The 26,326-nt window shown below is 71.0% G+C and carries 4 protein-coding genes (2 of these 4 running past the window's edge); all 4 read right to left on the bottom strand.

All coding sequences use genetic code 11. From position 1 onward, the window contains the following. Tightly spaced (each overlapping or abutting the next), the 4 genes in view from IG65_RS36075 to IG65_RS0123595 form a layout consistent with a single transcriptional unit that may run on beyond the window. Positions 1 to 7,881 carry the 5' portion of a non-ribosomal peptide synthase/polyketide synthase gene (locus tag IG65_RS36075; RefSeq protein WP_369801580.1) on the bottom strand. Its footprint begins 9,495 nt before the window's first position, so the window shows 7,881 of its 17,376 coding nt (coding positions 1-7,881); it begins with the start codon at positions 7,879 to 7,881; its stop codon lies off the left edge, out of view. Then, positions 7,821 to 10,898, bottom strand: coding sequence for a condensation domain-containing protein (locus tag IG65_RS36070; protein ID WP_051756734.1), 3,078 nt, complete (start codon positions 10,896 to 10,898; stop codon positions 7,821 to 7,823). Before IG65_RS36070 ends, IG65_RS36075 begins: the two co-directional genes overlap by 61 nt. After that, a complete protein-coding gene (locus IG65_RS36065) occupies positions 10,820 to 21,856 on the bottom strand; it encodes a non-ribosomal peptide synthetase (RefSeq protein ID WP_051756732.1) in 11,037 nt (3,678 codons plus the stop codon). Before IG65_RS36065 ends, IG65_RS36070 begins: the two co-directional genes overlap by 79 nt. Further along, a protein-coding gene (locus tag IG65_RS0123595; protein ID WP_051756730.1) for a non-ribosomal peptide synthase/polyketide synthase crosses the window boundary here: on the bottom strand, positions 21,856 to 26,326 show its end. It continues 13,187 nt past the right edge of the window; only the last 4,471 of its 17,658 coding nucleotides appear in the window; the start codon falls outside the window, past its right edge; it ends in the stop codon at positions 21,856 to 21,858. The genes IG65_RS36065 and IG65_RS0123595 overlap by 1 nt, the downstream gene beginning before the upstream one ends.

Genomic DNA, 26,326 nt, shown 5'->3' with positions numbered 1-26,326 from the left:
GGCCCTGTCACCGCGGCCGGCGATGGGAGTACCGATCGCGATATCCGTCGAGGCCGACAGCCGCGACAGCAGGGTCGCGAAGGCGGCGTGCATCACCATGAACAGCGTCGCGCCGTGGGTGCGCCCGATCTCGGCCAGCCGGTTGTGTGTCGCGGGGTCCACGGTGAAATCGACGGTGCCACCGGCGGTGGAGACCGTCGCCGGACGCGGCCGGTCGGTGGGCAGCGCCAGCTGGTCCGGCAGCCCCGCCAGCGTGCGGGTCCAGTACCCGATCTGCCGGGCGGCCGGCGATTCCGGATCCTCCTCGGAGCCGAGCACCTCGCGCTGCCAGAGCGCGAAGTCGGCGTACTGGACCGGCAGCGGCGTCCAGTCCGGCGCGGTCCCGCCGCGGCGGGCAGCGTAGGCGGTCATCACGTCCCGGGCCAGCGGTACCAGCGAGGACCCGTCGGCGGCGATGTGATGCACGGCCACGACCAGGACGTACTCGCTGCCGGGTGCGTCGGTGACGACGAACAGCCGGGCCCGCAGCGGCACCGCGGCCGTCACGTCGAACGGCTCGGTGACGAAGTGCGATACGGCATCGAGCATGTCGGCGCTGCGCAGCGGCACGGGCGCCAAGTGCGGTGCCGGGGCGTCGGCGACCGGGAGGATCACCTGCACCGGTCCCGCGTCGGTCTGCGGATACACCGTGCGCAGCACCTCGTGCCGGGCCACCACATCGGCGAACGCGGCATTCAGCGCGGGCACGTCGAGTGCACCGCTCAACCGCATGGCGAGCGGGATCGTGTAGGCGGCGGAGTGCTCGTCCATTCGGTTGAGCAGCCACATGCGCTGCTGCGCGAGCGACAGCGGCACCGGCCCGTCGACGGCGCGCGGGGTGAGCGCCACCCGGGCCGGCGCGCCCTCCGGCGCCGCGGCGGCGGTCGCCAGGGCGGCCACGGTGGGATGTTCGAAGACGGCGCGCACCGGCACCGTCGTGTCGAATGCCGATCCGAGCCGCGCGGCCAACCGGGTTGCGGTGAGCGAGTTGCCACCGAGTGCGAAGAAGTCGTCGTCGAGGCCGATGCGGCGGGATTCGCCGAGGCCGAGCACCCCGGCCACGATGTCGGCGACCGTGGATTCGGCGGCCGTGCGCGGGGCGCGGAATTCGGCTACCCGGAAAACCGGCTCCGGCAACGCCTTCCGATCCAGTTTTCCGGTCGGTGTCAGCGGAATCTCGTCGATGACCATGATCGCGGCCGGAACCATGTACGCGGTGAGGCTGCGGGAGGCGTGGGCCACCAGTTCGTCCACGTCGACCACGTGCCCGGCTGCGGCGACCACATAGGCGACCAGCGAGGTCTCCCCCGCCGCATCGAGATGGCCGAGGGTGGCGGCGAATGCGACCGACTCCTGCGCCGCAAGCACCGCGTCGATCTCGCCGAGTTCGATGCGCAGGCCGCGCACCTTCACCTGATGGTCGGAGCGGCCCACGTATTCGACGACGTGTTCCTCGCCGCGCGTCACCCAGCGCACCAGATCGCCGGTGCGGTAGAGCCGCTCGCCCGGCGCACCGTACGGATCGGCGACGAAGCGCTCGGCCGTCAGCGCCGCCCGCGCGTGATAACCGCGCGCGAGCCCGGGGCCGCGCAGATACAACTCACCCGTGACGCCGAGCGGCACCGGGCGCAGCCGCCCGTCGAGTATCACCGCCGACATTCCGGCGATCGGGGCGCCCATGTCCAGCGGGTCGCCCGGACGCTTCACCGCGCTCACGGTGGCGAACACGGTGGTCTCGGTCGGGCCGTAGGTGTTGTGGAATTCGCGGCCCGCGGCCCAGCGAGCCATCAGGTCCGGACCGTAGGCCTCACCACCGACCGTCAACCGTCGCAGCCGGGGCAGCGCGGCGGGGTCGAGGGTCCGCAGCACGGCGGGTGTGATGAAGGCGTGCGAAACACGCTGCGCTGCCAGCAGTTCCGTCAGCTCGTCGCCGCCGTACACGCCGACCGGTGCGATGACGGCGGTCGCCGAGCCCGCGAAGGCCATCAGCAGTTCCAGCATCGACGCGTCGAAGCTCGGTGAGGAGGCGTGCAGCACCCGCGCGCCCGAATCGACCCGATAGTGCCGGCGATGTGCGGTCACGATGGCCCCGATACCGCCGTGGGTCACCACGACGCCCTTCGGCTTACCGGTCGTGCCGGAGGTGTAGATCATCCATGCCGGATTCTGCAACCGGACCGGGCGCAGCAGTTCGTGCGCCTCGATCGGCTCCGGAGAGGTATTCCGCAGGCGGGCAGCGAATTCCGGCGCATCGACGGTGAGCGCGCGCACCGTCGCCGGGAACGCGGCGGCGTCCGCGACGGTGGTGATACCCACGGCCGCACCGGAATCGGCGAGCATATGGGCGATCCGCTCCGCCGGATAGTCCGGATCGACGGGCAGGAAGGCGGCACCCGCCTTCGCCACCGCCCACCAGGCCACCACCCACCGCACCGAGCGGGTGATCGCGATCGCGACGAAATCCTCCGCGCCGACGCCGGATTCGATCAGGATGCGCGCCAATCGGCTCGATTCGGCATCCAGTTCCGCGTAGGTCACATCCCGGCCGTCGCCACACACCGCGATACCGGTGGGATTGCGCCGCGCCGCCTCCGCCAGGAAATCCGCGAGTGTGCGCGCGGCGACGAACGGCGTGGGCCGAGCGTCGAGCAGGGCCGCGTGTTCGGCCGGGGACAGCAGGTCGATATCGCCGACGGCGCGCTGCGGTTCGGCGACGGCGGCACCGATCACCCGGCCCAGCCGCCGCAGCAGTCCCGCCGCGGTGGCCGGGTCGTACAGGTCGGTGGCATAGGTGAGTTCGAGCGGCAGGTGCCCGTCAGCGTCGAGTTCGTCCGACACGGTGAACTGCAGGTCGAATTTGGCCACGGGATTGTCGAATTCGACCGGTTCGAGGATCAGCCCCGGCACGGCGTGGGTGTGCGAGCCGAGGTTGAGATAGCTCAGCGACACCGTGAACAGTGGGTTGCGGTCCGCGGTGCGTGCCACGCCCAGGGCGTCGACCACGCGATCGAAAGGCAGTGCCGCATGGGCGAATGCGGCCAGGTCGACGGCGCGGGTGTGCGCGAGCACCGCATCGAAACTGTCGCCGATCCGAGGTCTCGTCCGCAGCGTCAGGGTGTTGACGAACATGCCGATCAGCTCGTCGAGTGCACTGGCGCCGCGTCCGGCGACGGGGGTGCCGATCGCGATGTCGTCACCGCCGGACAGCCGGCCCAGCAGCACGGTCAGGGCGGCGTGCCAGACCATGAACGGGGTCGCGCCGTGCGCCTTGGCGAGGCGGTGGACCGCACCGGCGACGGCGCCGTCGATACGACCGCGCACGACCGCACCCCGGCGCGAGGCCACGGCCGGGCGCGGCCGGTCGGCGGGCAGGGCGAGTTCGTCGGGCAGATCCGCCAGCGTCCGGGTCCAGAAGTCCAGATGTTCGGCCTCGGCGGCAGCCAGCGACTGTCGTTGCCACAGTGCGTAATCCGCATACTGCACGGGCAGCGCGGGCCAGTTCGGCGCGGTCCGCGTCCGGCGGGCCAGATAGGCGGCGATCAGATCCCGCAGCAGCGGATTCAGCGAATAGCCGTCCGCGGCGATGTGGTGGACGACGACGACGAAGACGTGGCTGGTGTCGGATTCGCGGATGAGCAGGGCCCGTACCGGCGGTGCGGCGGTGACGTCGAAACCGCGTCCGGCGAAGTCGGCGATCGGCTCCGCCGCGGCGCCCGTTCGGCTCTCGAACTCGATATGCGCCTGTTCCGGAGGCAGCACTGCCTGGCAGCCCTCGGCCTCGGCATCGAGCGGATAGTAGGTGCGCAGCGCCTCGTGGCGCGCGACCACATCGGTGAAGGCGCCGTACATGGTCGCCTCGTCCAGATCGCCGAGGATGCGCACCGCGACCGCGATATTGTCGGCCGCCGAATCCGGAGCCAGGCGGTTGAGGAACCACATGCCCTGCTGCACCGGCGCCAGCGGAACGACATCGGGCCGTTCGGCGGCGACGGGGCCGGGCAGATCCGTTGCACTGCCGTCGATGTCGATCATGGCGGCGGCCAGACCGGCGACGGTCGGGTGTTCGAACAGCATGCGCACCGGAACGCGACGGCCGTGGCGCTCGCCGAGCCGGGCCAGTACCCGCGTGGCGACCAGCGAATTACCGCCGAGGGCGAAGAAGTCGTCGTCGGCGCCGACCCGTTCGATGCCGAGTACCTGCGCGAAGGTTTCGGCGACCAGCCGCTGAGCCGGTGTGCTCGGCTCGCGGTACTCGCCACCGCCGAAGACCGCCGCGACCCGCGGATCACCGGCATCGGGCAGCGCAGTGCGATCGAGCTTGCCGGAGGCATTGAGCGGGAACGCGTCCAGGACGACCACGGCCGACGGGACCATGTACCCGGGCAGTTGCGCGACGGCGGCGTCGCGCGCCCGCTCACCGAGGCCGGGTGCGACGGAGCCGTCGCCGGCCGGGGTGACGAAACCGATGAGGTGGTCGCCACCCGGAGCCGTCACGATCCGCACGACCGCCGCGGCGACATCGGGCACCGCCGCGAGCACCGCCTCGATCTCGCCGAGTTCGATGCGCTGACCCCGGAATTTCACCTGGAAGTCGGTGCGGCCGAGGTAGATCAGTTCCGGTGCGCCGCCGCCGACGTCCCAGCGCACCAGATCACCGGTGCGGTACATCCGGGAGCCGGGTTCGCCGGCGCCGTTCGACACCGCGAACGGATCGGCGACGAACCGGTCGGCGGTGAGGTCGGCGCGGCCGTAGTAGCCGCGCGCCAGCTGGGCGCCGGCCAGATACAACTCGCCCGCGACACCCGGCGGGGTCGGCCGCAGCCGCGAATCCAGCACGTAGACGCGGCTGTTCCATTCGGGCCGGCCGATCGGCAGGGCCGGGCGGTCGGTCACCCCGGTGACATCCCGGTAGGTGATCGAGACCGCCGCCTCGGTGGGCCCGTACAGGTTGTGCAGCCGCGCCGAGCTGATCGCGCCGAACGCCCGCACCGTCTCGGCGGGCAGCGCCTCACCGATCACGAACACCTGCCGCAGCGACCGTACCTGCGCCGAGCCGACCTGCGCGGCGAAGACACTCAGCATCGAGGGCACGAAATCGGTGACGGTGACGCCGTATTCGGCGATGGTCTCGGCGAGGTAGCCCGGATCGCGGTGGCCGTCCGGAGCGGCCAGCACCAGGGTGGCGCCGATCCGCAACGGCAGGAAATAGCCCCACAGCGAGACGTCGAAGGTGGTCGCGGTCTTCTGCAGGTACACATCGGCGGCGGTGAGCCGGTATTCGGCCTGCATCCACGTCATCTGATTGACGATCGCCGCGTGAGTGACGGCGACGCCCTTGGGCTTTCCGGTCGAACCGGAGGTGAAGATCACGTAGGCCGGATGGTTCGCGTACATCGGGCTGTGGCGTTCGTTCACCGCGATCGGGTCGTCGCGGTAGGCGTCGAGGGCGACGGAGTCGACCGCGACGGTCGGGCCGTCGAAGTCCACCTCGGCATCGGCGGTGGTGAGCAGGACCGCGGGCCGGGCCGTCTCCAGGATGTGGGCGATGCGCTGGGCCGGATGGTCGGGATCGATGGGAACGTACGCCCCGCCGGCCTTGAGCACGGCGTACATCGCCACCACCAACGCCGGCGAACGCCGAATCGACAGGGCGACCAGCGATTCCGGGCCCACCCCGGCGGCGATGAGGTGGCGGGCGAGCCGGTTGCTGCGGCTGTCCAGCTCGCCGTAGGTGAGGACGGTCGGCGCCGAGCCGTCGTCCGGGATGTAGCGCACCGCGGGCAGTTGCGGCGCGGTCGCGGCCTGGGCTTCGAATTCGTCGAGCAGCAGTTCCGCGCCGAAACCGATATGCGCCGAATCGTTCCACTCGGTGAGGACGCGCTCGCGCTCACCGGCGGCGAACAGGTCGATATCGCCGACGACGCGCTGCGGTTCGGCGACGACCGACTCGAGCACCCGCAGGAACCGCGCGGCCAGCCCCTCGACCGTCGCCGCGCCGAAAAGCGCTGTCGCATAGGTGAACCCGATCTCGCGATCGGTGACGGTGACCTGCAGGTCGAACGGATTCACCGCGGTGTCGAGGCGCACCTCGCCGACGGTCAGCTCACCCAGTTCGACCGTCACCGGATTCAGGTTCTGGAAGAACAACGCCACCTGGAACAGCGGGTGGTGGGCTTGTGATCGAGGCGGGTCGAGCACCTCCACCAGCCGCTCGAACGGGATGTCGGCGTGGGCGAAGGCGGCGAGATCACTCTCGCGCACTTGCCGCAGCACGGCCGAGAACGGCTGCGCCGAATGGATATCGGAGCGCAGCACGAGGGTGTTGACGAACATGCCGACCAGATCGTCGAGCACGGCCGCACCACGTCCGGCGACCGGTGCGCCGATGGCGATATCGGCCGTACCCGACATCCGGGCGAGCAGCACCGCGAGCGCGGCGTGCACCACCATGAAGGGCGTGCTCTCGTAGCGTCCGGCCAGGTCGTCCAGGCCGGCGCGCAGCCGCGCGTCGAAGTCGACGGTGATCGTGGCCGCCGCGTGCTCGGCCACCGCCGGGCGTGGCCGGTCGGTGGGCAGGTCCAGCCGGGCCGGAAGTCCGCGCAACCGGTCGCGCCAGAACTCCAGTTGGCGCGCGGCCGAGGACTCGGGATCGGATTCCGCGCCGAGTACTTCGCGCTGCCACAGCGCGTAGTCGGCGTACTGGATCGCCAGCTCGTGCCACTGCGGGGCGGTCCCGGCACTGCGGGCCGCGTAGGCCGTGGCGATATCGCGCGCGAGCGGTCCCATCGAGAAGCCGTCCGCGGCGATGTGGTGAACGACGAGAACCAGAATGTGTTCGGGCGCAGCGGTGTCCGATCGCACCGGCAACAGGGCCACGCGCAGCGGAACCTCGGTGGTCACATCGAAGGGTTCGGCGACGAATGCGCCGACGACCGCGGCGATGTCGTCGCCGTGCAGTCGCGACAACACCGGTACGTGGTCGGCGGGCCGAATCTGCTGGTAGCCGATGCCGCCGATATCCGGGTACACCGTGCGCAGCGTTTCGTGGCGCACGACGATATCGGCGAGTGCGGATTCCAGCGCCGCCGTATCCAGCGCACCGGTGAGGCGCAGCGCGACGGGGATGTTGTGCACGCTCTGCCCGGGGTCGAACCGGTTGAGGAACCACATCCGCTGCTGCGCCGGCGAGAGCGGCACCAGGTCCGGGCGCGGGCGTGCGATCAGCGGCACGGCGGCGCCGCGGCCCGCGAATTCCGCGACGCGGGCGGCCAGGGCACCGACGGCCGGCGCATCGAAGATCAGGCGTACCGGTAGTTCGGCGTCGAGTTCGGCGCCCAGCCGGGCGGCGACACGGGTGGCGGTCAGCGAATTGCCACCGAGGGCGAAGAAGTCGTCGTCGAGTCCGACGCGGTCCAGACCCAGCAACTCCGCGTAGACGGCGGCGACGGCGAGTTCGGCCCGCGTGCCGGGAGCACGGAAGGCGCGCGCCCGGAAAGCCGGCTCCGGCAGGGCTTTCCGGACCAGTTTGCCCGAGGCGTTGAGGGGCAGGGCGTCCATGTTCATGATCACCGCGGGGACCATGTATTCGGGCAGCCGCCGGGCACAGTCGGCGCGCAGCCGCTCGGCATCCAGGTCACGGCCGGACGCGGCGACCACGTAGGCGACGATCCGATCGCCGGTGTCGCGGTCGTCGCGCACCACGGCCACGGCCTGGGCAACGCCCTCGGATTCGCGCAGGGCGGCCTCGATCTCACCGAGTTCGATGCGCAGTCCGCGCACCTTCACCTGGAAATCGGCGCGGCCCACGTATTCCAGTTCGCCCGTGGCCTGCCAGCGTGCGATATCGCCGGTGCGTCCGCCTCGGTCACCTCGTGGAAGGTGACATCGACCGCGGCCTCGGTCGGACCGTACAAATTGTGCAGCGGCGCACCACCGAGCTCACGCCAGCGCGTGGCCGTATCCGCGGGCAACGCCTCACCCGAGGTGAACACCCGGCGCAGGCGCGCGGGAACCAACGCGGAGGCATCGGCCGCCGCGTCGACGAAGACCGACAGCATCGAGGGCACGAAGTGCGCGGTGGTGATCGCCTCGTCGTCCATCACGCGCGCGAGGTAGGCCGGGTCGCGGTGGCCGTCCGGACGCGCCACCACCAGCCGCGCACCCACCTGCAACGGCCAGAAGAACTCCCACACCGACACATCGAAGGTCGCCGGAGTCTTCTGCAACACCGCATCATCCGCACCGAGGCGATACTCCGACTGCATCCACACCAGACGATTCACGATCGCCCCGTGACTCACAGCCACACCCTTGGGACGACCCGTCGACCCCGACGTGAAAATCACATACGCCACATGCTCCGGCCGCAGCTTGCCCAACCGATCCACATCGGTCAGCGGACCGTCGGCGTAGCCGGACACGTCCAGCCGATCGAGGTCGAGCACCGGCGGCGCCGACTCCGCGCGCACCGGCGCATCCGTGGTCGCGAGTACACAGGCCGGACGCGCGGTGTCGAGGACGTACCGGATGCGTTCGGCGGGGTGGTCGGGGTCCAGCGGCACATAGCCGGCCCCCGCGGCGACGGTCGCGTACATGCCGGCCACGAGTTCCAGCGATCGGCGCATATGCAGCGCCACCAGCGATCCGGGGCCCACGCCCTGCGCGATCAGGTGGCGGGCGAGCCGGTTCACGCGGGCGCCGAATTCGGCGTAGGTCAGCGTCGTCTCCGCGTAGGTGAGCGCGGGCGCCTTGGGCGTGCGCGCGGCCTGCACATCGAACAGCACGGGAAGTGTTGCGGTGCGGTCGATTTCGGCCGCGGTCGCATTCCAGATGTCGAGGACCTGCAACCGTTCGGACAGTTCCAGCAGGTCGATGTCGCGGATGCGGACGTCGGGGTCCGCCGTCACCGCGGTCAGCACCCGCAGCAGCCGGCGACCGAGTGTGGTCACCGTCGACGCGTCGAACAGATCGGTGGCATACCGCAGCACCGCCTGGAGTTCGCGGCCCTGCGCGCCGTCGACCTCGGCCAGCGACAGCGCGAGATCGAATTGCGCCACGGGATTGGCGAGCGGGTAATCGGTCACCTCCAGCCCGGGTAGCCGCAGGTCGGTGCCGGAGCGCTGCTCGAACGACAGCAGCACCTGCACGATCGGCGCATAGGCCTGGGAGCGTTCGGGATTCACCTCCTCGACCAGCCGGTCGAACGGCAGGTCGGCGTGGGCGAAGGCCCGCACATCGGCGTCGCGGACCTGGGCGAGCAGCTCATCGAACCGTTCGTGCGCGCCGATCCGGGTGCGCAGGACCAGCGTGTTGACGAACATGCCGACCAGGTCGTCCAGCGCCTGCGCCGATCGGCCCGCGATCGGTGTGCCGACGGCCAGGTCCTCCGTACCGGACAGCTTGGCGAGCAGGGTGGCGTAGGCGGCGTGCAGCACCATGAAGGTGGACACGCCCGCGCGCCGGGCCAGGGTCTCGACGGCGGCGGTCAGCTCGGCCGGAATGCGGAATTCGATCGCCGCGCCCGCGCCCGACGCCACCGCCGGCCGCGGCCGGTCGCCCGGCAGGTCGACGACCGCGGGCAGGTCGGCCAGCTCGGCGCGCCAGAATTCGAGGTGGCGGGCCAGGCGGGATTCGGGGTCGTCGGCGCGACCCAGGACCGCGTGCTGCCACAGCGCGAAATCGGCGTACTGCACCGGCAGCGGCTGCCAGTCGGGTACCGCCGCGGCCCTGCGGGCGGCGTAAGCGGTCACCAGATCGCGAGCCAGCGGCGCGGTGGACACGCCGTCGGCCGCGATGTGGTGCACGACCACCAGCAGGATGTGTTCGTCGGGCGCGACCCGGAAAGCGCTGATCCGCAACGGAATGTCGTGCCGCAGATCGAAGCCGCGCGCCGCCGCGGCGGCGAGTTCGGCATCCACCTCGCCGGCATTCACGGTATGTAGCGTGAGGGCCGTGGCGGCGCAGTCCTCGACGGCGCGAATGTCCTGGCGCGGGCCTTCGGCATCCTCGGGGAAGACCGTGCGCAGCGACTCGTGCCGAGCCAGGACATCGGTGACCGCCTCGGAGAGGGCGAATTCGTCCAGATCGCCGCGCAGCCGCAGGGCGAACGGGATGTTGTACATCGCCGAATCCGGTTCGATGCGGTTCAACAGCCAGATGCGAGTTTGGGCGAGCGACAAAGGAATTCGGTCGGGACGCGGCCCGGCGATCAGCGGCGGGACGGTCGCGCCCGGTGCGTCGTCGACGAGGCGGGCGAGCAGGGCGGCGGTGGGTGCGGCGAAGATCTCGGCGACGTTGAGATCGCAGCCCAGCGCGTCGTTGACCCGGGCCACCACCCGCATGGCGAGCAGGGAGTTACCGCCCGCGGCGAAGAAGTCGTCGTCGGCACCGAAGCGGTCGGCACCGGACGGGTCGAGGCCCAGCATCTCGGCCATCACGGCGGCGACCACGGCCTCGGCCCCTTCGGCCGGGGCGCGGTAGACGGACTTCTCCCCCGGGTCCACGGCCGGCAGTGCGGCGCGGTCGAGCTTTCCGGAGCTGTTCACCGGTAGTTGCGCCAGCACCGTGACACCGGCCGGGACCATGTACGCGGGCAGGGCGCGGCCCGCGGCGGCCAGGACGGCAGCGGAATCGACGGAGGCGCCCGCCGCCGGCACCACGTAGGCGTGCAGCCGGGCCCGCTCGCCCGCTCCCGTCACCACCACCGCCGCCTGGGCGACGCCGACCCGCCCGGTCAGCGCGGCCTCGATCTCGCCGAGTTCGATGCGCAGTCCGCGCAACTTCACCTGGAAGTCGTTGCGGCCCAAGTATTCCAGTTCACCGGCGCGGTTCCAGCGGACCAGATCACCGGTGCGGTACATCCGGGCTCCGGCGTCGAACGGGTCGGCGACGAAGCGGTCGCGTCCGCCTCGGTCACCTCGTGGAAGGTGACATCGACCGCGGCCTCGGTCGGACCGTACAAATTGTGCAGCGGCGCACCACCGAGCTCACGCCAGCGCGCGGCCGTATCCGCGGGCAACGCCTCACCCGAGGTGAACACGCGACGCAACGACGCCGGGGCCGCCGCCACCGAGCTGACGAATACGGCCAGCATCGAGGGGACGAAGTGCGCCGTGGTCACGGCCTCCTCGTCCGTCAACCGCGCGAGATACGCCGGATCGCGGTGCCCATCGGGGCGCGCCACCACCAGCCGCGCACCCACCTGCAACGGCCAGAAGAACTCCCACACCGACACATCGAAGGTCGCCGGAGTCTTCTGCAACACCACATCGTCGGAGCTCGAACCGTACTCGGCCTGCATCCACACCAGACGATTCACGATCGCCGCGTGACTCACCGCCACACCCTTGGGACGACCCGTCGACCCCGACGTGAAAATCACATACGCCATATGCTCCGGCCGCAGTGGCGACACCCGGTCGGCATCGGTCACCGCGTCGTCGGCACAGCCGGACAAATCCAGCCGGTCCAGCCGCACCGCGTCCACGCCGGCCGGTAATTCGGGTGCGTCGGTGGTGGTCAGCACACACGCGGGTCGCGCGGTGTCGAGGACGTGGCGCACCCGATCGACGGGATGGTCGGGGTCCAGCGGTACGTAGGCCGCCCCGGCGGTGACGATCGCGTGGATGGCGACGACCAACTCCAGCGAGCGCGGAATGCGCACGGCCACAGCGGTATCCGGTCCCACGCCGCGGGCGATCAGATAGCGCGCGAGCCGGTGCACCCGCCGGTCGAATTCGCGATAGGACAGACTGGTGCCCTCGAAGGTCACCGCCTGCGCGGCCGGGCGCTGCGGCCGGGCGGCGAGAAGTTCGGGCAGGGTGCGGGGACCGACCGGGTAGGCGGTGGCATTGTGCCCGCCGACCAGCCGCTCGCGTTCGGCCGGCGACATCAGCTCGACGTCGGCGACCCGGGTGGTCCCGTCGGCCGCCATCGCCGCCACGATCCGCTCGAAGCCGTCGAGCAGCGCCGCGACGGTCTCCGGATCGAACAGGTCGGCGGCATAGTGCACGTGCAGGTCGATACCCGCGGCCGTACCGTCCGGCGCGTAGGTCTCGTTCGCGGTCCAGTGCTGGTCGACCTGGATCGGCGCCGCCGCGGGTTCGACCGCGGCGATCTCCAGCCCGTCGAGCCGCAGCTGCGCGCGGGTCTGGTTCTGCAGCGTCAACGACACCTGGTACAGCGGCGAATGTGCCCGGGAACGAGCCGGATTCAGGACGTCGACGAGCTGTTCGAACGGCACCGCGGCATGGTCGAAGGCCGCGAGGTCGACGGCCCGCACGTGGTCGAGATGTTCGGCGAGACTGTCCCCGCCGTGCACCGGCGTCCGCAGCACCAGGGTATTGACGAACATGCCGACCAGATCGTCGAGCGCCTGATCACCGCGCCCGGCGACCGGGGCGCCGATCACGATGTCGTCGCTGCCTCCGAATCGGGACAGCAGCACCGACAGCGCGGCGTGCAGCACCATGAACGGTGTCACCCGATGCGCGGCCGCGAGATCGTGAATGCGCTGGTGCAAGGCGGGACTCAGCCGCGCGGTGCGGGCACCGCCCCGCTGGGAGGCGATCGCGGGGCGCGGACGGTCGGTCGGCAGCGCCGACAGCTCCGGCGCCCCGGACAGTTGCGTGCGCCAGAATTCCAGCTGCCGAGCGGATTCCGAGTCCGGATCGGCGATCGACCCGAGCGTGCGCTGCTGCCACAGCGCGTAATCGGCGTACTGGATCGGCAGCGGCGACCACTGCGGCGCAGCGCTCGCGGTGCGGGCCTGGTAGGCGACGGCGAGGTCTCTGGTCAGCGGGGCGAAGGACCAGCCGTCGGCCGCGATGTGGTGGACGACGAACAGCAGCACGTGGGTCTGTGCGGCGCGATCGGCGTCGGGGGCGCGGCGCACCCGCAACAGCCGGATCCGCACGGGCACCTCGTTCGCCACGTCGAAACGACTGTGCGCCAGAGTTTCCGCCATGGCGGCGACCTCGGTGGCATCGACGTCGGTGACCGCGAGATCCGGGACGGCGGCGGGTAGAACGCATTGGGTCGCCGCCCCGTCCCGCTCGGGGTAGCGGGTACGCAGGGTTTCGTGCCGCTCGATCACATCGGCGATCGCGGCGCGCAGGGCGGCGATGTGCAGATTGCCGGTCAGCCGCAGGGCGAACGCGATGTTGTAGCTGCCGCCGCCGGTGTCCAGGCGGTTGAGCATCCACATGCGCTGCTGAGCGATCGACAGCGGCACGATCTCCGGGCGCGGGACCACGGCACTCGGCCCGGAGTCACGGGAACCGTTGTCCGACAGTGTGATCCGGGCCGCCAGCGCCCGCACGGTCGGCGCGTCGAAGACCGCGCGCACCGGCACCGTGTCCCCGGTCGCCTTGTTCAGGCGTGCGGCGAGCTGCGTGGCGACGAGCGAGTTGCCACCCAGGGCGAAGAAGTCGTCGTCCGCACCCACCTGTTCGACGCCGAGCAGGGCGGCGAAGGTGTTCGCGACCAGCACCTCGGCGGCGCCGACCGGCGCCCGGAACCGCGCCGGCGCCAGCACCGGTTCGGGCAGCGCCTTGCGGTCCACCTTGCCCACCGGGGTCAGCGGAATCTTGTCCAGGACGACCAGTGCGGCCGGCACCATATGCGAGGGCAACCGGCGAGCCGCGAAATCGGTGAGGTCGGCGGGGTCGATCGCGCGTCCCGGCTTCGGCAGGACGTAGGACACCAGCATGGTGCCGCGGGTGTCGTGGTCGCGGCCCAGGGTGGTCGCGTAATCGACGTCGGGGTGGGCGCCGAGCACCGCGTCGATCTCGCCGAGTTCGACCCGGAAGCCGCGGATCTTCACCTGGAAATCCGAGCGCCCGACGTACTCCAGCTCCCATTCCGGCTGTGCCTGCCGCACGGTCGGCGCGATCGCCCGCCAGCGCACGACGTCGCCGGTGCGATACATCCGGCTGCCCGGCGCACCCCAGGGATTGGGCACGAACCGCTCGGCGGTGCCTCCCGATCGGTTGCGATATCCCCGCGCCAGGCCACCGCCCGCCAGGTACAGCTCACCGGCCACTCCGGGCGCCACGGGCCGCAGCCGCCGGTCCAGCACGAGCGCCGACATGCCGTGCACCGGAGTTCCGATGGTGACCGGCTGACCGGCGGTCAGGCGCGCGTAGGAGGAGATGATGGTGGTTTCGGTCGGACCGTAGCCGTTGAAATAGCGGCGGCCGGGCTCCCAGGTCGCCAGCAGTTCGTCGGTGGTGACATCGCCGCCGACCGAAAGTACCTGCAGCTGCGGCTGTTCCGCGGCGTCCAGGGTGCCCAGCACGGCGGGCGTGATGATCGCGTGCGTCACCACCTCCGTGCGCAGCAGCGCGCCCAGCTCGGGGCCGCCGATGACGCGCGCCGGCACGATCACCAGCGTCGCGCCGGTGGCGAAGGCGCAGATCCATTCCAGGACCGAGGGGTCGAAGCTCGGTGAGCAGATGTGCAGCATGCGGTGTTCGGGCCGCAACCCGTACCGCTCGATCGCGTACTGGGCCAGCCCGCCCAGGCCGGCATGCGTCACGGTGACGCCCTTGGGCATACCCGTCGAGCCCGACGTGTAGATCACATACGCCGGATGGGACATCCGCAGCGTGGCGATCCGTTCGGCGTCGCCGATCGGCCCGGCGGGCAGGGCTGCGAGCTCGGCCTCCGTCGCCGGTGCGTCGAGGACCAGCCAGCGCACGCCCTCGGGCAGTGCGTCGGCGTACGCGGCGACCGTGATGCCGACCCGCGCCGCCGAGTCGGTGACCATGTAGCGCACCCGCTCCGCGGGATAGGTGGGGTCGACCGGCACGTGTGCGCCGCCGGCCTTGGCCACTGCCATGGCCGCGGCGACCATCTCGAAGGACCGCGGAAGTGCCACGGCCACCAGCTGTTCCGGGCCGACGCCGGCCGCGATCAACCGGCGGGCCAGCCGGGAGGAGTAGTCGTCGAGGTCGCCGTAGGTGATCGAACGGCCCTCGTAGCGCACCGCGATCCGGTCGCGCCCCAGACTCAGCCCGGCGGTGAGCAGTTCCGGCAGCAGCGCGGTCGCCATCACCTCGTCGGGCCGCACCCGGGTCAACCGGACGTACTCGTCGGCACTGAGCAGCGACGTATCACCGACCGCGGCCTCGGGATCGGCGACCAGCTGCCGCAGCAGACCGAGGAAGCGGCTCGCGAAGCCCTCGATCGTGGCGTGGTCGAAAAGGTCGCGGGCATAGGCGAATTCCGCGGCCATCCCCTCGGCCGTCTCCCGGATGTTCAGGGCCAGATCGAATTTCGCGGTTCCGGCGTCCGGCTCGACCGTGCCGACCCGCAGCCCCGGCAGCTCCAGCTCACCGGTGGGCAGATTCTCGAAGGCCAGCGCCACCTGGAACAACGGATGCCGCGCGGTGGACCGTTCCGGATCGAGCAGTTCCACCAGTCGCTCGAACGGCAGGTCGGCGTGTGCGAAGGCACGCAGGTCGGCCTCGCGCGTGCGGTCGAGCAGTTCGGTGAAGCTCGCGCCGCCGGGCACCGCGGTCCGCAACACCACGGTGTTGACGAACATGCCGATCAGATCGTCGAGTTCGCGCTCGCCGCGCCCGGCGATCGGCGAGCCGATCGCCACGTCGTCGGTGCCGGCCATGCGGGCCAGGAAGATCGCCAGCGCGGTGTGCACGGCCATGAAGGTGGTGGCCTGCCGCCGCTGGGCGAGTTCGCGCAGGCCGTCGCGGATGTCGCCGCCGATATCGAATCGCACCCGGCCACCGGCGTAGGAGGGGCGCATCGGGCGCGGCCGGTCGGTGGGCAGATTCAGCTCGTCGGCCAGCCCGGCGAGTGTCGCCCGCCAGTAGGCCGCCTGGGCCCCCAGGACACTGTCGGGATCCGATTCCGAACCCAGCACCGCGTGCTGCCAGATGCTGAAATCCGCGTACTGCACGGGCAGCGGTTCCCACTGCGGTGCGGTCCCGGCCGCGCGGTGGCCGTAGGCGGTCATGAGGTCGCGGGTCAGCGGGGCGATCGACCAGCCGTCGGCCGCGATGTGGTGGGCCACGAAGACGAGGATGTGCTCGGGCTCCGCGCCGTCCGGGCCGGCGGCGCCGATGTCGCTGCCGTCGTCGGCGCGACCGCGCAGCAACGCGATGCGCAGTGGCGGTTCGGCGGTGACGTCGAATCCCCGCGCGGTGAGCGCGGCGATGCGGCCCGCGATCTCCGCCGCCGGGACATCGACCGGTGTCAGGTCCACGCGCACATCGGCGGCGGGCAGCACCTCCTGGGCGGGGCCGTCCTCGTATTCGGGATAGCGCGTGCGCAGGGTCTCGTGGCGTTCCAGCACATCCGCGACGGCGGCGGCCAGCGCCGCGACATCCAGGGCACCGGTCAGCCGGACCGCGACCGGAATGTTGTGGACACCGGACTCGGGATCGAACCGGTTGAGGAACCACATCCGCTGCTGCGCCGGTGAGAGCGGAATACGCTGCGGCCGTTGCTGTTTAACCAGCGCGGGGCGGGCCCGCTCGGCCACGTCACCGCCGACGGCGGCCGCGAACGCGGCGACGGTCGAGGCCTCGAACAGGGTGCGCACCGGTACCCGGGCATCCACGATCCGGCCGACGCGGGCACTGACCTGGGTGGCGTCGAGCGAACTACCGCCGAGGGCGAAGAAGTCGTCGTCGCGGCCGACCCGCTCCAGCCCGAGCACGTCGGCGAACACCGTGGCCACCCGCTCCTCGAGCGGGGTGCGCGGAGCGTGGAATTCGGCGGCCGCCAGCACCGGTAGCGGTAACGCCGCGCGGTCCAATTTGCCGCTGCTGTTGAGCGGGAATTCGGTCAGTTCGACGACGGCGGTGGGAATCATGTAGGCGGGCAGCACCGTGCCGAGACCGTCCCGCACGGCCTGCACATCGAGTTCGGCACCCGGCGTGCGGATCACGTATCCGGCGAGGTAGTCGCCGCTCTCGCCGGTGATCAGGCGCACCGCGGCCTGGCCGACACCAGGTGCGGCCAGTAGGGCGGTTTCGATCTCCGGCAGTTCGATGCGCTGGCCGCGGAACTTCACCTGGAAGTCGATGCGGCCCAGATAGTCGAGCTCGCCCTCGGGGGTCCAGCGCACCAGATCACCGGTGCGATACATCCGTTCGCCGCCGAAGCCGAAGGGATTGGCGACGAACCGTTCCGCGGTCAGATCGGCGCGTCCGCAGTAGCCGCGCGCGAGCTGGGTGCCGGCCAGGTACAACTCGCCCGGCGCGCCGATCGGCACCGGATGCAGCCGGGCGTCCAGCACGAAGACCTGCGAATTCCATTCCGGCTCGCCGATCGGCACGCTGCGCACGTCGTCCGGGGTGACCTCGTGGCAGGTGATCGACACCGCCGCCTCGGTCGGGCCGTACAGATTGTGCAGGGCGCCGTCGCACTTCTCGGCGAACAGCGCCGCGGTTTCGGCGGGCAGCGCCTCACCGACGACGAAGGCGGCCCGCAGGGTGGCCAGCTCCTGCGCCTCGGCATGGTTGAGGAAGACGGTGAGCATCGACGGCACGAAGTCGGTCAGCGTAACGCGCTGCGCGGCAATGGTTTCCGCGAGATAGCGGGCGTCGCGGTGGCCGTCGGGGGTGGCCAGGATCAGGGTGGCGCCGGCCCGCAGCGGAAGGAAATAGCCCCACAGCGACACGTCGAAGGTGGTCGCGGTCTTCTGCAGGTAGATGTCGCCGGCCCGCACGCCGTACTCGGCGTGCATCCATTCGAGCTGGTTGGCGATGGCGCGGTGGCTGACCGCGACTCCCTTGGGCCGCCCGGTCGAGCCGGAGGTGAACAGCACATAGGCCGGGTGGTCCGGATGCAGCGCGCCGCGGCGCTCCCGATCGCCGATCTTGGCGGCGGAGTAATCGGAGAGGTCCAGTTCGTCGAGGTGAACCACCGCCGTATCGGAGGCCGTCGGCGGCAGTTCGAAGCCGGCGGCCCGCGTGGTCAGCACCGTATGCGGCCGCGCGGTGGCGAGGATGTGGCCGATGCGTTCGATCGGATGGGACGGGTCCACCGGAACGTAGGCGCCGCCCGCGTGCAGCACCGCGTACATGCCGAGCACCAGTTCGATCGACCTCGGCATGGCCAGCACGACCAGCGTCTCCGGCCCGACGCCGGATTCGATCAGCTTGCGGGCGAGGCGGTTCACCCGGTCCGACATCTCGCCGTAGGTCAGTTCGGCGCCCTCGAAGACGAGCGCGCGGTTGTTCGGCGTGCGGCGCGACTGCCGGTCGAATCCCTCGTGCAGGAAGTGGTCGGCCACCTTGTGGCCGCTGGCATTCCAGCTGGAGGTCACATAGTCGAGTTCGCCGGCGTCGAGCAGTTCCAGATCACCGACCGGCAGGTGCGGGTCGGCCGTGGCGCCGCCGAGCAGGCGCAGGAATTTGGCGGCGAATTCCTCGACCGTCGGCGCATCGAAAAGATCGGTGGCATAGGTGAATTCGGCGCGGTATCCACCCTCGGGCGGTGTGGAAACGGTGAGCTGGAGGTCGAATTTCGCGAAGCCGGGATCGAAATCCACGAGCTCGGTCTCGAGGCCCGGCAGTTCCGGCGTGCCGACCCCGATGTTCTGCATGAACAGGCCGACCTGGAACAGCGGATGCCGCGCCTGCGACCGCGCCGGATTCAACACCTCCACCAGGCGTTCGAACGGAATCTCGGCATGGGCGAAGGCATCGAGATCGACGGCGCGGGTGCGGCGGACCAGCTCGGCGAAGTCGGCGTCGCCCGCCACCCGGGTCCGAAGGACGAGCGTGTTGACGAACATGCCGACCAGATCGTCGAGTGCGCGCTCGCCCCGGCCCGCGACGGGGGTGCCGATCGCGATATCGCTCGTCCCGGACAACCGGGCGAGCAGCAGCGACAGCGCCGCGTGCAGCACCATGAACGGCGTGGCCCGCAGCTGTTCGGCCAGTCCGTCGATGGCGGTGCGCAGACCGGCGTCGATGGCGAATTCGACGGTCGCGCCCCGATACGAGGCCGCGGCCGGGCGCGGCCGATCGGCGGGCAGATCCAATTGCGCGGGGAGCTCGGCCAATTCGTGCTGCCAGAAGGTGAGCTGGCGGGCCGCCTCGGAGTCCGGATCGGTGTCGTCGCCGAGTACCCGCTGCTGCCACAGCGTGTAGTCGGCGTACTGCAACGGCAGCGGCGACCATTGCGGGGCGGTGCCGCGGCTGCGCGCGGTGTAGGCCTGGATCAGGTCGCGCAGCAGCGGTCCCATCGACACGCCGTCGGCGGCGATGTGGTGGACCACCAGCACCAGGGTGTGATCGTCGGCGCCCGTACGCAGCAACCGCACCCGCACCGGGATCTCGGCGGCGACGTCGAAGCCGGTGGCGGCGACCTCTCGCACCGCCGCGACCAGATCGGCCTCGGCGACCTCGGCCGGCGCGAGCTGCGGCTCGGCAACGGGCCGCACGACCTGCACGGCACCCGCGGCGGTCTGGGGATATACCGTGCGCAGCACCTCGTGACGCGCGGTCACGTCGGCGACGGCCGCACGCAATGCCGCGGTGTCGAGCCGGCCCCGCAGGCGCAGCGCGACCGGAATGTTGTCGACCGCGGCCGCGGCGTTGCCGGTGGCGTCGCTGTTGGCCAGGCGGTTGAGGAACCACATCCGGCGCTGCGCCGGCGAGAGCGGGACGGTATCCGGGCGCGGGCCGGCGACCAGCGGCGTCCGCACGCGCGCGGTGGTGGCCAGGGCGGCGAGCCCGGCCGGGGTGGGGCGGTCGAAGAAGTCCCGCACGTCGACCGCGATGTCGAGAGCGGCCGAGATGCGCGCGATCGCGCGGGTGGCCAGCAGCGAATTGCCGCCGCGGGCGAAGAAGTCGTCGTCGGCGCCCACGGCGTCGATGCCGAGCAGATCGGCGAAGATCTCCGCCACCGCCCGCTCGCCCGGGGTCGCCGGTTCGCGGAATTCGCCTGCGGCGCCGCCGAATTCGGGTTCCGGCAGCGCCTTGCGATCCAGTTTGCCGTTGGCGTTGACCGGCATGCGGTCCATGGCGACGAGCAAGGACGGCACCATGTAATCAGGCAGTCGCCGCGCGGCGTCGCCGAGAATCGCGCCGGAATCGAGTTCGCATCCGCCGGCCGCCACGACGTAGCCGATCAGGTGGTCGCCCGTGCTGTGCCGGTACAGCACCACCGCGGCCTGTGCCACCGATTCGTGCGCCAGCAGCGCCGCCTCGACCTCACCCAGTTCGATCCGCAGACCGCGCAGCTTCACCTGGAAGTCGCTGCGGCCCAAGTATTCCAATTCGCGCGGGCCGCCGTCGATACCGCTGTTCCAGCGCACCAGGTCGCCGGTGCGGTACATGCGATCACCGGGCGCGCCGTGCGGGTTGGCGACGAACCTCTCGGCGGTCAGCCCCGCGCGGCCGAGGTAGCCGCGGGCCAGCTGCACACCGGACAGGTACAGCTCGCCCACCACACCGTCGGGGACGGGTTGCAGATTGTCGTCGAGGACGTGCAGATCGGTGTCGTCGGCCGCGGCGCCGATCGGGACCGAGACCGTATCGGCCGCGGTCACCTCGTGGGCGGTCACGTCGACCGCGGCCTCGGTCGGCCCGTACAGATTGTGCAGGCTCGCGCCGCTCACGTCGCGGAAGGCGGCGCCGGTCGCGGCGGGCAGCGCCTCACCGGAGGCGAAAACCGCACGCAGGGAGTCGATATCGTTCACCGCCTCGGCATCCGCGACGGCGGCGGCGAACACCGCCAGCATGGACGGCACGAAATGCGCGATGGTGATGTGCTTGCCGGCGATGGTCCGGATCAGATACGCCGGATCGCGATGGCCGTCCGGTGCGGCGAGTACCAGCCGGGCACCGACCTGCAGGGGCCAGAAGAACTCCCACACCGACACGTCGAAGGTGAACGGCGTCTTCTGCAGCACCACATCCGCTGCGTGCATGCGGTAGCACCGCTGCCGCCAGCGCAGATTCGCCACGATGGCGCGGTGCGAGACCGCGACCCCCTTGGGCCGGCCGGTCGAACCCGAGGTGAAGATGACGTAGGCGGTGTTGTCCGGGCGTGCCGGCACCACCTCGCCGGACTCCAGCACCGAGTTCGAAGCCTCTGTCTCCCAGTCGAATTCGTCCACCCGCAGCACGGGCACACCGTCGAACGAGGGACTGCCGGCATGGGTGAGGACCACGACGGGCGCGGCGATCTCCAGCACGTACGCGATGCGATCGGCGGGATGCTCCGGGTCGATCGGCACGTAGGCACCACCGGCTTTGTGGATGGCGTACATGCCGATCACCAGTTCCAGCGACCGGTGCATGGACACGCCCACCCGCGCATCCGGTCCCACTCCCAGCCGGACCAGCTGCCAGGCCAGTGCGTTCGCCCGGGCGTCGAGTTCGGCGTAGGTGAGGGTGCTGCCGTCGAATTCCACCGCGACCAGACCGGGCGTGCGACGCACCTGCTCGGCGAACAGCGTGGCGAGCGTATCGGCGGGAGCCAGGCCGGGATCGAGCACATCCGCGGCCGCGGTGAGCGCGTCGTCGAGCAGATCGGAGACGGCGGCGGCCAGTGCGCCCTCCCCCGATTCCAGCAGTGCCGGCAGCCGGCCCGAGATCACCACCTGCACGAGCGCATCGGGGGTCAGCGCATCACCCATCGCCGCGGCCAGCGTGGTCAGCTCCGCGCCCAGCTCGGTATAGGTGATCGCGACGTCCGCGTGCCGGACCGCGACGCGCTGCGGTTCCAGGTCGGCGACGACCTCGATCAGGTACGGCAGATCCGCGATGCCGTAGGCGCCGCGCAGCGCGGGGTGCTCGGTGGACCGAACGGGTGTAACCGACTCTGCATGCGTCATCAGTGGGTTCCTTCCGTGGTGATCACGCCCTGTGCGCGCAGATGCAGGGCCTCGAGCATGGTGGTGAGTCCGCCGGCGCCGGCGGCGAGAACGCCGGGCAGCAGGCCGGCCAGCGCGACGTTGATCAGCGCGTCGGGAGTGGCGCTCGCGCCCATGGCCCGGCCGACGGTGACCAGTTTGTGGTGCAGTTCCGCGAATCCGATTCCGCGCCCGCCGAATTCGACGGCCAGCGAATCGGGCGCGGTTCCGGCCGCGGCGGCGATGAGATCGACCAGATCACCGGGCAGCCGGGTGGTTGCGGCGCGGCCGGTGCGGCGGTCGCGCTCCTCGGCGGTGCGAATGTCGATCGCGCGCACGGTGATCGACGGATCCGCCGCCACCGCCCGCACGATCAGCTGTAGTCGTTCGGCGAACAATCGCACCGTGCGCTCGTCGAAGATGTCGGTGGGATAGCAGAATTGCATCCGCAGCCGCTGCAGTTCACCGTCGGCGCCGAATTCCTCCAGCGCGGTGAGCTGCAGATCGAATTTCGCCTCCGGCAGCGCCGGTTCGAGCGTCTCGACCCGCAGACCGGGCAGCGTGACCGCCGTGGCCGGCAGGTTCTGGAAGGTGAACAGCACCTGGAAGATCGGCGTGTACGCGCTGGTGCGGGTGCGGCCCAGCGCCTCCACCACCCGTTCGAACGGCACCTCGGTGCGGCCGAGCGCCGCCAGGTCGGCTTCCCGCACACCCCGCAGCAGCTCGGCGAAACTCGTCCGGGCGTCGATCTCGGTGCGCAACGCCACGGTGTTGACGAACATGCCGACCAGATCGTCGAGTTCACGTTCCCCGCGCCCGGCCACCGGCGCGCCGACGACGATGTCGGACTGTCCCGACATCTTCGCCAGCAGCACCGCGAAGGCGGCGTGCATCGTCGAGAACAGGGTCGTCCCGTGCGCTCGCGCGACACCGGCCAGCTGCGCGACCAGCGGCTGATCGAAGGCGAAATCGACCGTCGCACCGCGCATCTCGCGGCGGGCGGGACGCGGCCGGTCGGTGGGCAGCGCCAGCTGCTCGGGTGCGCCGGCCAGCCGGTCGCGCCAGTAGCCGAGCTGTTCGGACAGCACGCTGTCCGAGTCGGTCTCGGCGCCGAGTACGGTCCGCATCCATTCGCTGTAGTCGGCGTACTGGATCGGCAGCGGATTCCACTGGGGCGCGGTTCCGGCCAACCGGCTGGTGTAGGCCGCGATCAGGTCGCGGGTCAGCGGGGCCATCGAATAGCCGTCGGCACTGATGTGGTGGACCACCACGACGAGGATGTGCTCGACGTCGGCCACCCGCAGCAGACGCACCCGCACCGGCGGGGCGGCCGTGACGTCGAAGCCGACCGCGACGATCTCGGCGATGCACTCGTCGATCTCGTCGCGCCGCACCGGCATCGGCTCGAGGTCGACCGGCGTGGCGGGCAGCACCTCCTGCACCGGTTCCGGTTCGGCGGAGGTGGTGCGGGCTTCCGGATACCGGGTGCGCAGGATGTCGTGGCGCTGCACCAGATCCGCGAGCGCGGCCCGGAGGGCGTCGAGTTCCAGCGTCCCGGTCAGGCGCAACGCGACCGGCACGTGATAGGCGGCCGAATCCGGGGCGAGCCGGTTCAGCACCCACATCCGCTGCTGGGCGAGCGACAGCGGTACCGGCGCGCCGGTGGTCCGAGGCCGCAGCGGTGGACGGACATCCTGCTCGGCCGCATCGATCCAGGCGGCCAGCGCCGCGACGGTCGGCGCGGTGAAGACCGCGGCGACCGGCACCCGCACGCCCGAGGCCGCACCCAGCCGCGCGGCCAGGCGGGCGGCCGCGAGCGAGTTGCCGCCGAGTTCGAAGAAATCGGTGTCGGCGCCGATGGGCGACTCGCCGTCGGCGGACAACCCGACGATATCGGCGAATTCCGCCGCCACCAGGCGTTCGGTCTCGGTATCGGGCGCCCGGAACTCGGCCTCGGACAGCACCGGGGCGGGCAGCCGGTCGCGGTCGACCTTGCCGTTGGCGTTGAGCGGCAGCGCGTCCAGCACCACCACGGCCGCGGGCACCATGTATTTCGGCAGTTCGCTGCCGAGCGCCGCGCGCAGCGTGCCGGCGTCGACATCGGCGCCGGGCACCGCCGCGTAGGCGATCAGCCGCGGTCCCGCGCTGCCGTCGGTGCGGGCCACCGCGACCGCGGCCTCGACGCCGGGCCGGCGCAGCAGGGCCGCCTCCACGTCGCCGAGTTCGATCCGGAAACCACCGATCTTGACCTGGAAGTCGGCCCGCTCCAGATACTCGAGCAGTCCGTCGGTGCGGCGGCGCACGATATCGCCCGTGCGGTACATGCGGCCGCCGTGGAAGGGATCGGCGACGAAACGGCCCGCCGTGAGCGCCGGTTGTTCCGCATAACCGCGGGCCAGCTGGTCGCCGGCCAGATACAGCTCGCCGGGCACGCCCGGCGGCACCGGCCGCAGCCGCCGATCGAGCACATAGGCCCGGCTGTTCCACACCGGCGCGCCGATCGGCACCACCGGCTCCGGATCGGCGCCGACCCGGTGCGAGGTGATCGAGACGGCGGTTTCGGTGGGACCGTAGAGGTTGAACAGCGTTGCGTAGCAGCGGGTTCCGAACTGGCGCGCCGTCGACTGCGGCAACGCCTCACCGATCGCGAGGACGGCCCGCAGCGTCTGCGGCAAGCCGGTCTCGTCGGCCAGCAGCATGCCCAGCAGCGAGGGCACGGTGAACAGGATGCTCACCCGGTGCCGCCGCATGAGCTCGCGCAGGTGGTCGGGATCGCGTTCGCTGCCCGGCTCGCTGATCACCAGGGCTCCGCCACTGACCAGCAGCGACCAGAACTCCCATACCGACAGGTCGAAGGTCGCGGGCGTCTTGAGCAGCGCGCGGTCGGCAGTGTCGATGGCGAATTCGCTACGCAGCCACAGCAATTGGTTGACGATCGCGCCGTGCGAGATCGCCACGCCCTTGGGGCGTCCGGTGGAGCCGGAGGTGAACACGACGTAGGCGGTGTTCGACGGCCGCAGCGGCGCGAGCCGATCGGCGGCGGTGATCGGCGTGCCCGGATACGCGGACAGATCCGTACCGGGATCCACCCTCGCGATGTCGTCACCCACGCCGGGCACCGCACCCCCGCCCAGGACACACACCGGCCGCGCGGTCTCGACGATCTGCGCGATCCGATCGGCCGGATGGTCGGGATCGATCGGCACATAGGCGCCGCCGGCCTTGGCCACCGCGAACATGGCGATCACCAGATCGACCGAACGGCGCAGCGCCAGCACCACAGTCGTCTCCGGGCGCACGCCGAGGCCGATGAGGTGACGGGCCAGGCGGTTGACCCGGACATCGAAGTCGCGATAGCTCAATTCGGCGCCGGCCGCGTCGATCAACGCCACCGCCGCGGGATTCGCGGCGACCCGGGCATCGAACAGATCCACCAGCGTCGCCTCGGGAACCTCCCGCGCGGTCCGATTGCCGTCCTCGATCACGAACCGGTACTGCTGCTCTCCGAGCAGGTCGAGATCGCGAATCCGGGTCGCGGGCGCGGCGGCCACCGCATGCAGGACGCGGTTCACCTGCGCGGCGATCCGCTCGGCGGTCTCGGCGGTGAACAGATCGGTCGCATAGCCGAGAGCCAGTTCGATGCCGGCCGGGGCTCCGGACTCGGTGTGGTGGTCGACGGCGAACAGATGCAGGTCGAACTGCGCTGTCGCACTGTCGGATTCGACCTCGGTGACGGTCAGGCCGGGTAGTCGCAGGGTGGCGCGATCGTGGTTCTGGAACGACAGACCCACCTGCACCAGCGGATGCCGGGCGGTCGAGCGGCGCGGATTCAAGACCTCGACGAGGCGTTCGAACGGCACATCGGTATGCGAGAGCGCGGCGATATCGGAGGCGCGCACGGCGTCGAGCAGCGTGTCGAAGCGCGCGTCCACATCGACCGCGGTCCGCAGCACCACGGTGTTGACGAACATGCCGATGACCTCGTCCAGCGCGGCGTCGTTGCGCCCCGCGACGGGCGTGCCCACCGCGATGTCGCCGGTATCGCAGAGCCGGGCCAGCACCGCCGCGAACGCCGCGTGCACGACCATGAACACCGTGGCGCCGCCGCCGCGGCCCACTCCGGCCAGCCGCCGGTGCACCGCGGCGTCGACGGCGAATTCGACGCGGCGGCCGTGCAGGCTCTGCCGGGCCGGGCGAGGCCGGTCGGTCGGCAGGTCGAGCTGATCCGGCAGCCCGGCCAGCGTTTCGCGCCAGAACGCGATCTGCCGGGCGGCCACCGATTCCGCGTCGTCCTCGGCGCCGAGCAGACGCTTCTGCCACAGCGCGTAGTCGGCGTACTGGATCGGCAGCGGCGACCAGCCGGGCTCGTCGGACCGGGCCCGGGCCTCGTAGGCGCGCATCAGATCGGCGACGAACGGCACGATCGAGGATCCGTCGGCGCAGATGTGATGC

The sequence above is a fragment of the Nocardia sp. NRRL WC-3656 genome, from assembly GCF_000720265.1.
In the GTDB taxonomy this organism is placed as follows: domain Bacteria; phylum Actinomycetota; class Actinomycetes; order Mycobacteriales; family Mycobacteriaceae; genus Nocardia; species Nocardia nova.
Note: the sequence above shows the minus strand (reverse complement) of the source record. Positions and strands in the feature narration are given on the sequence as shown.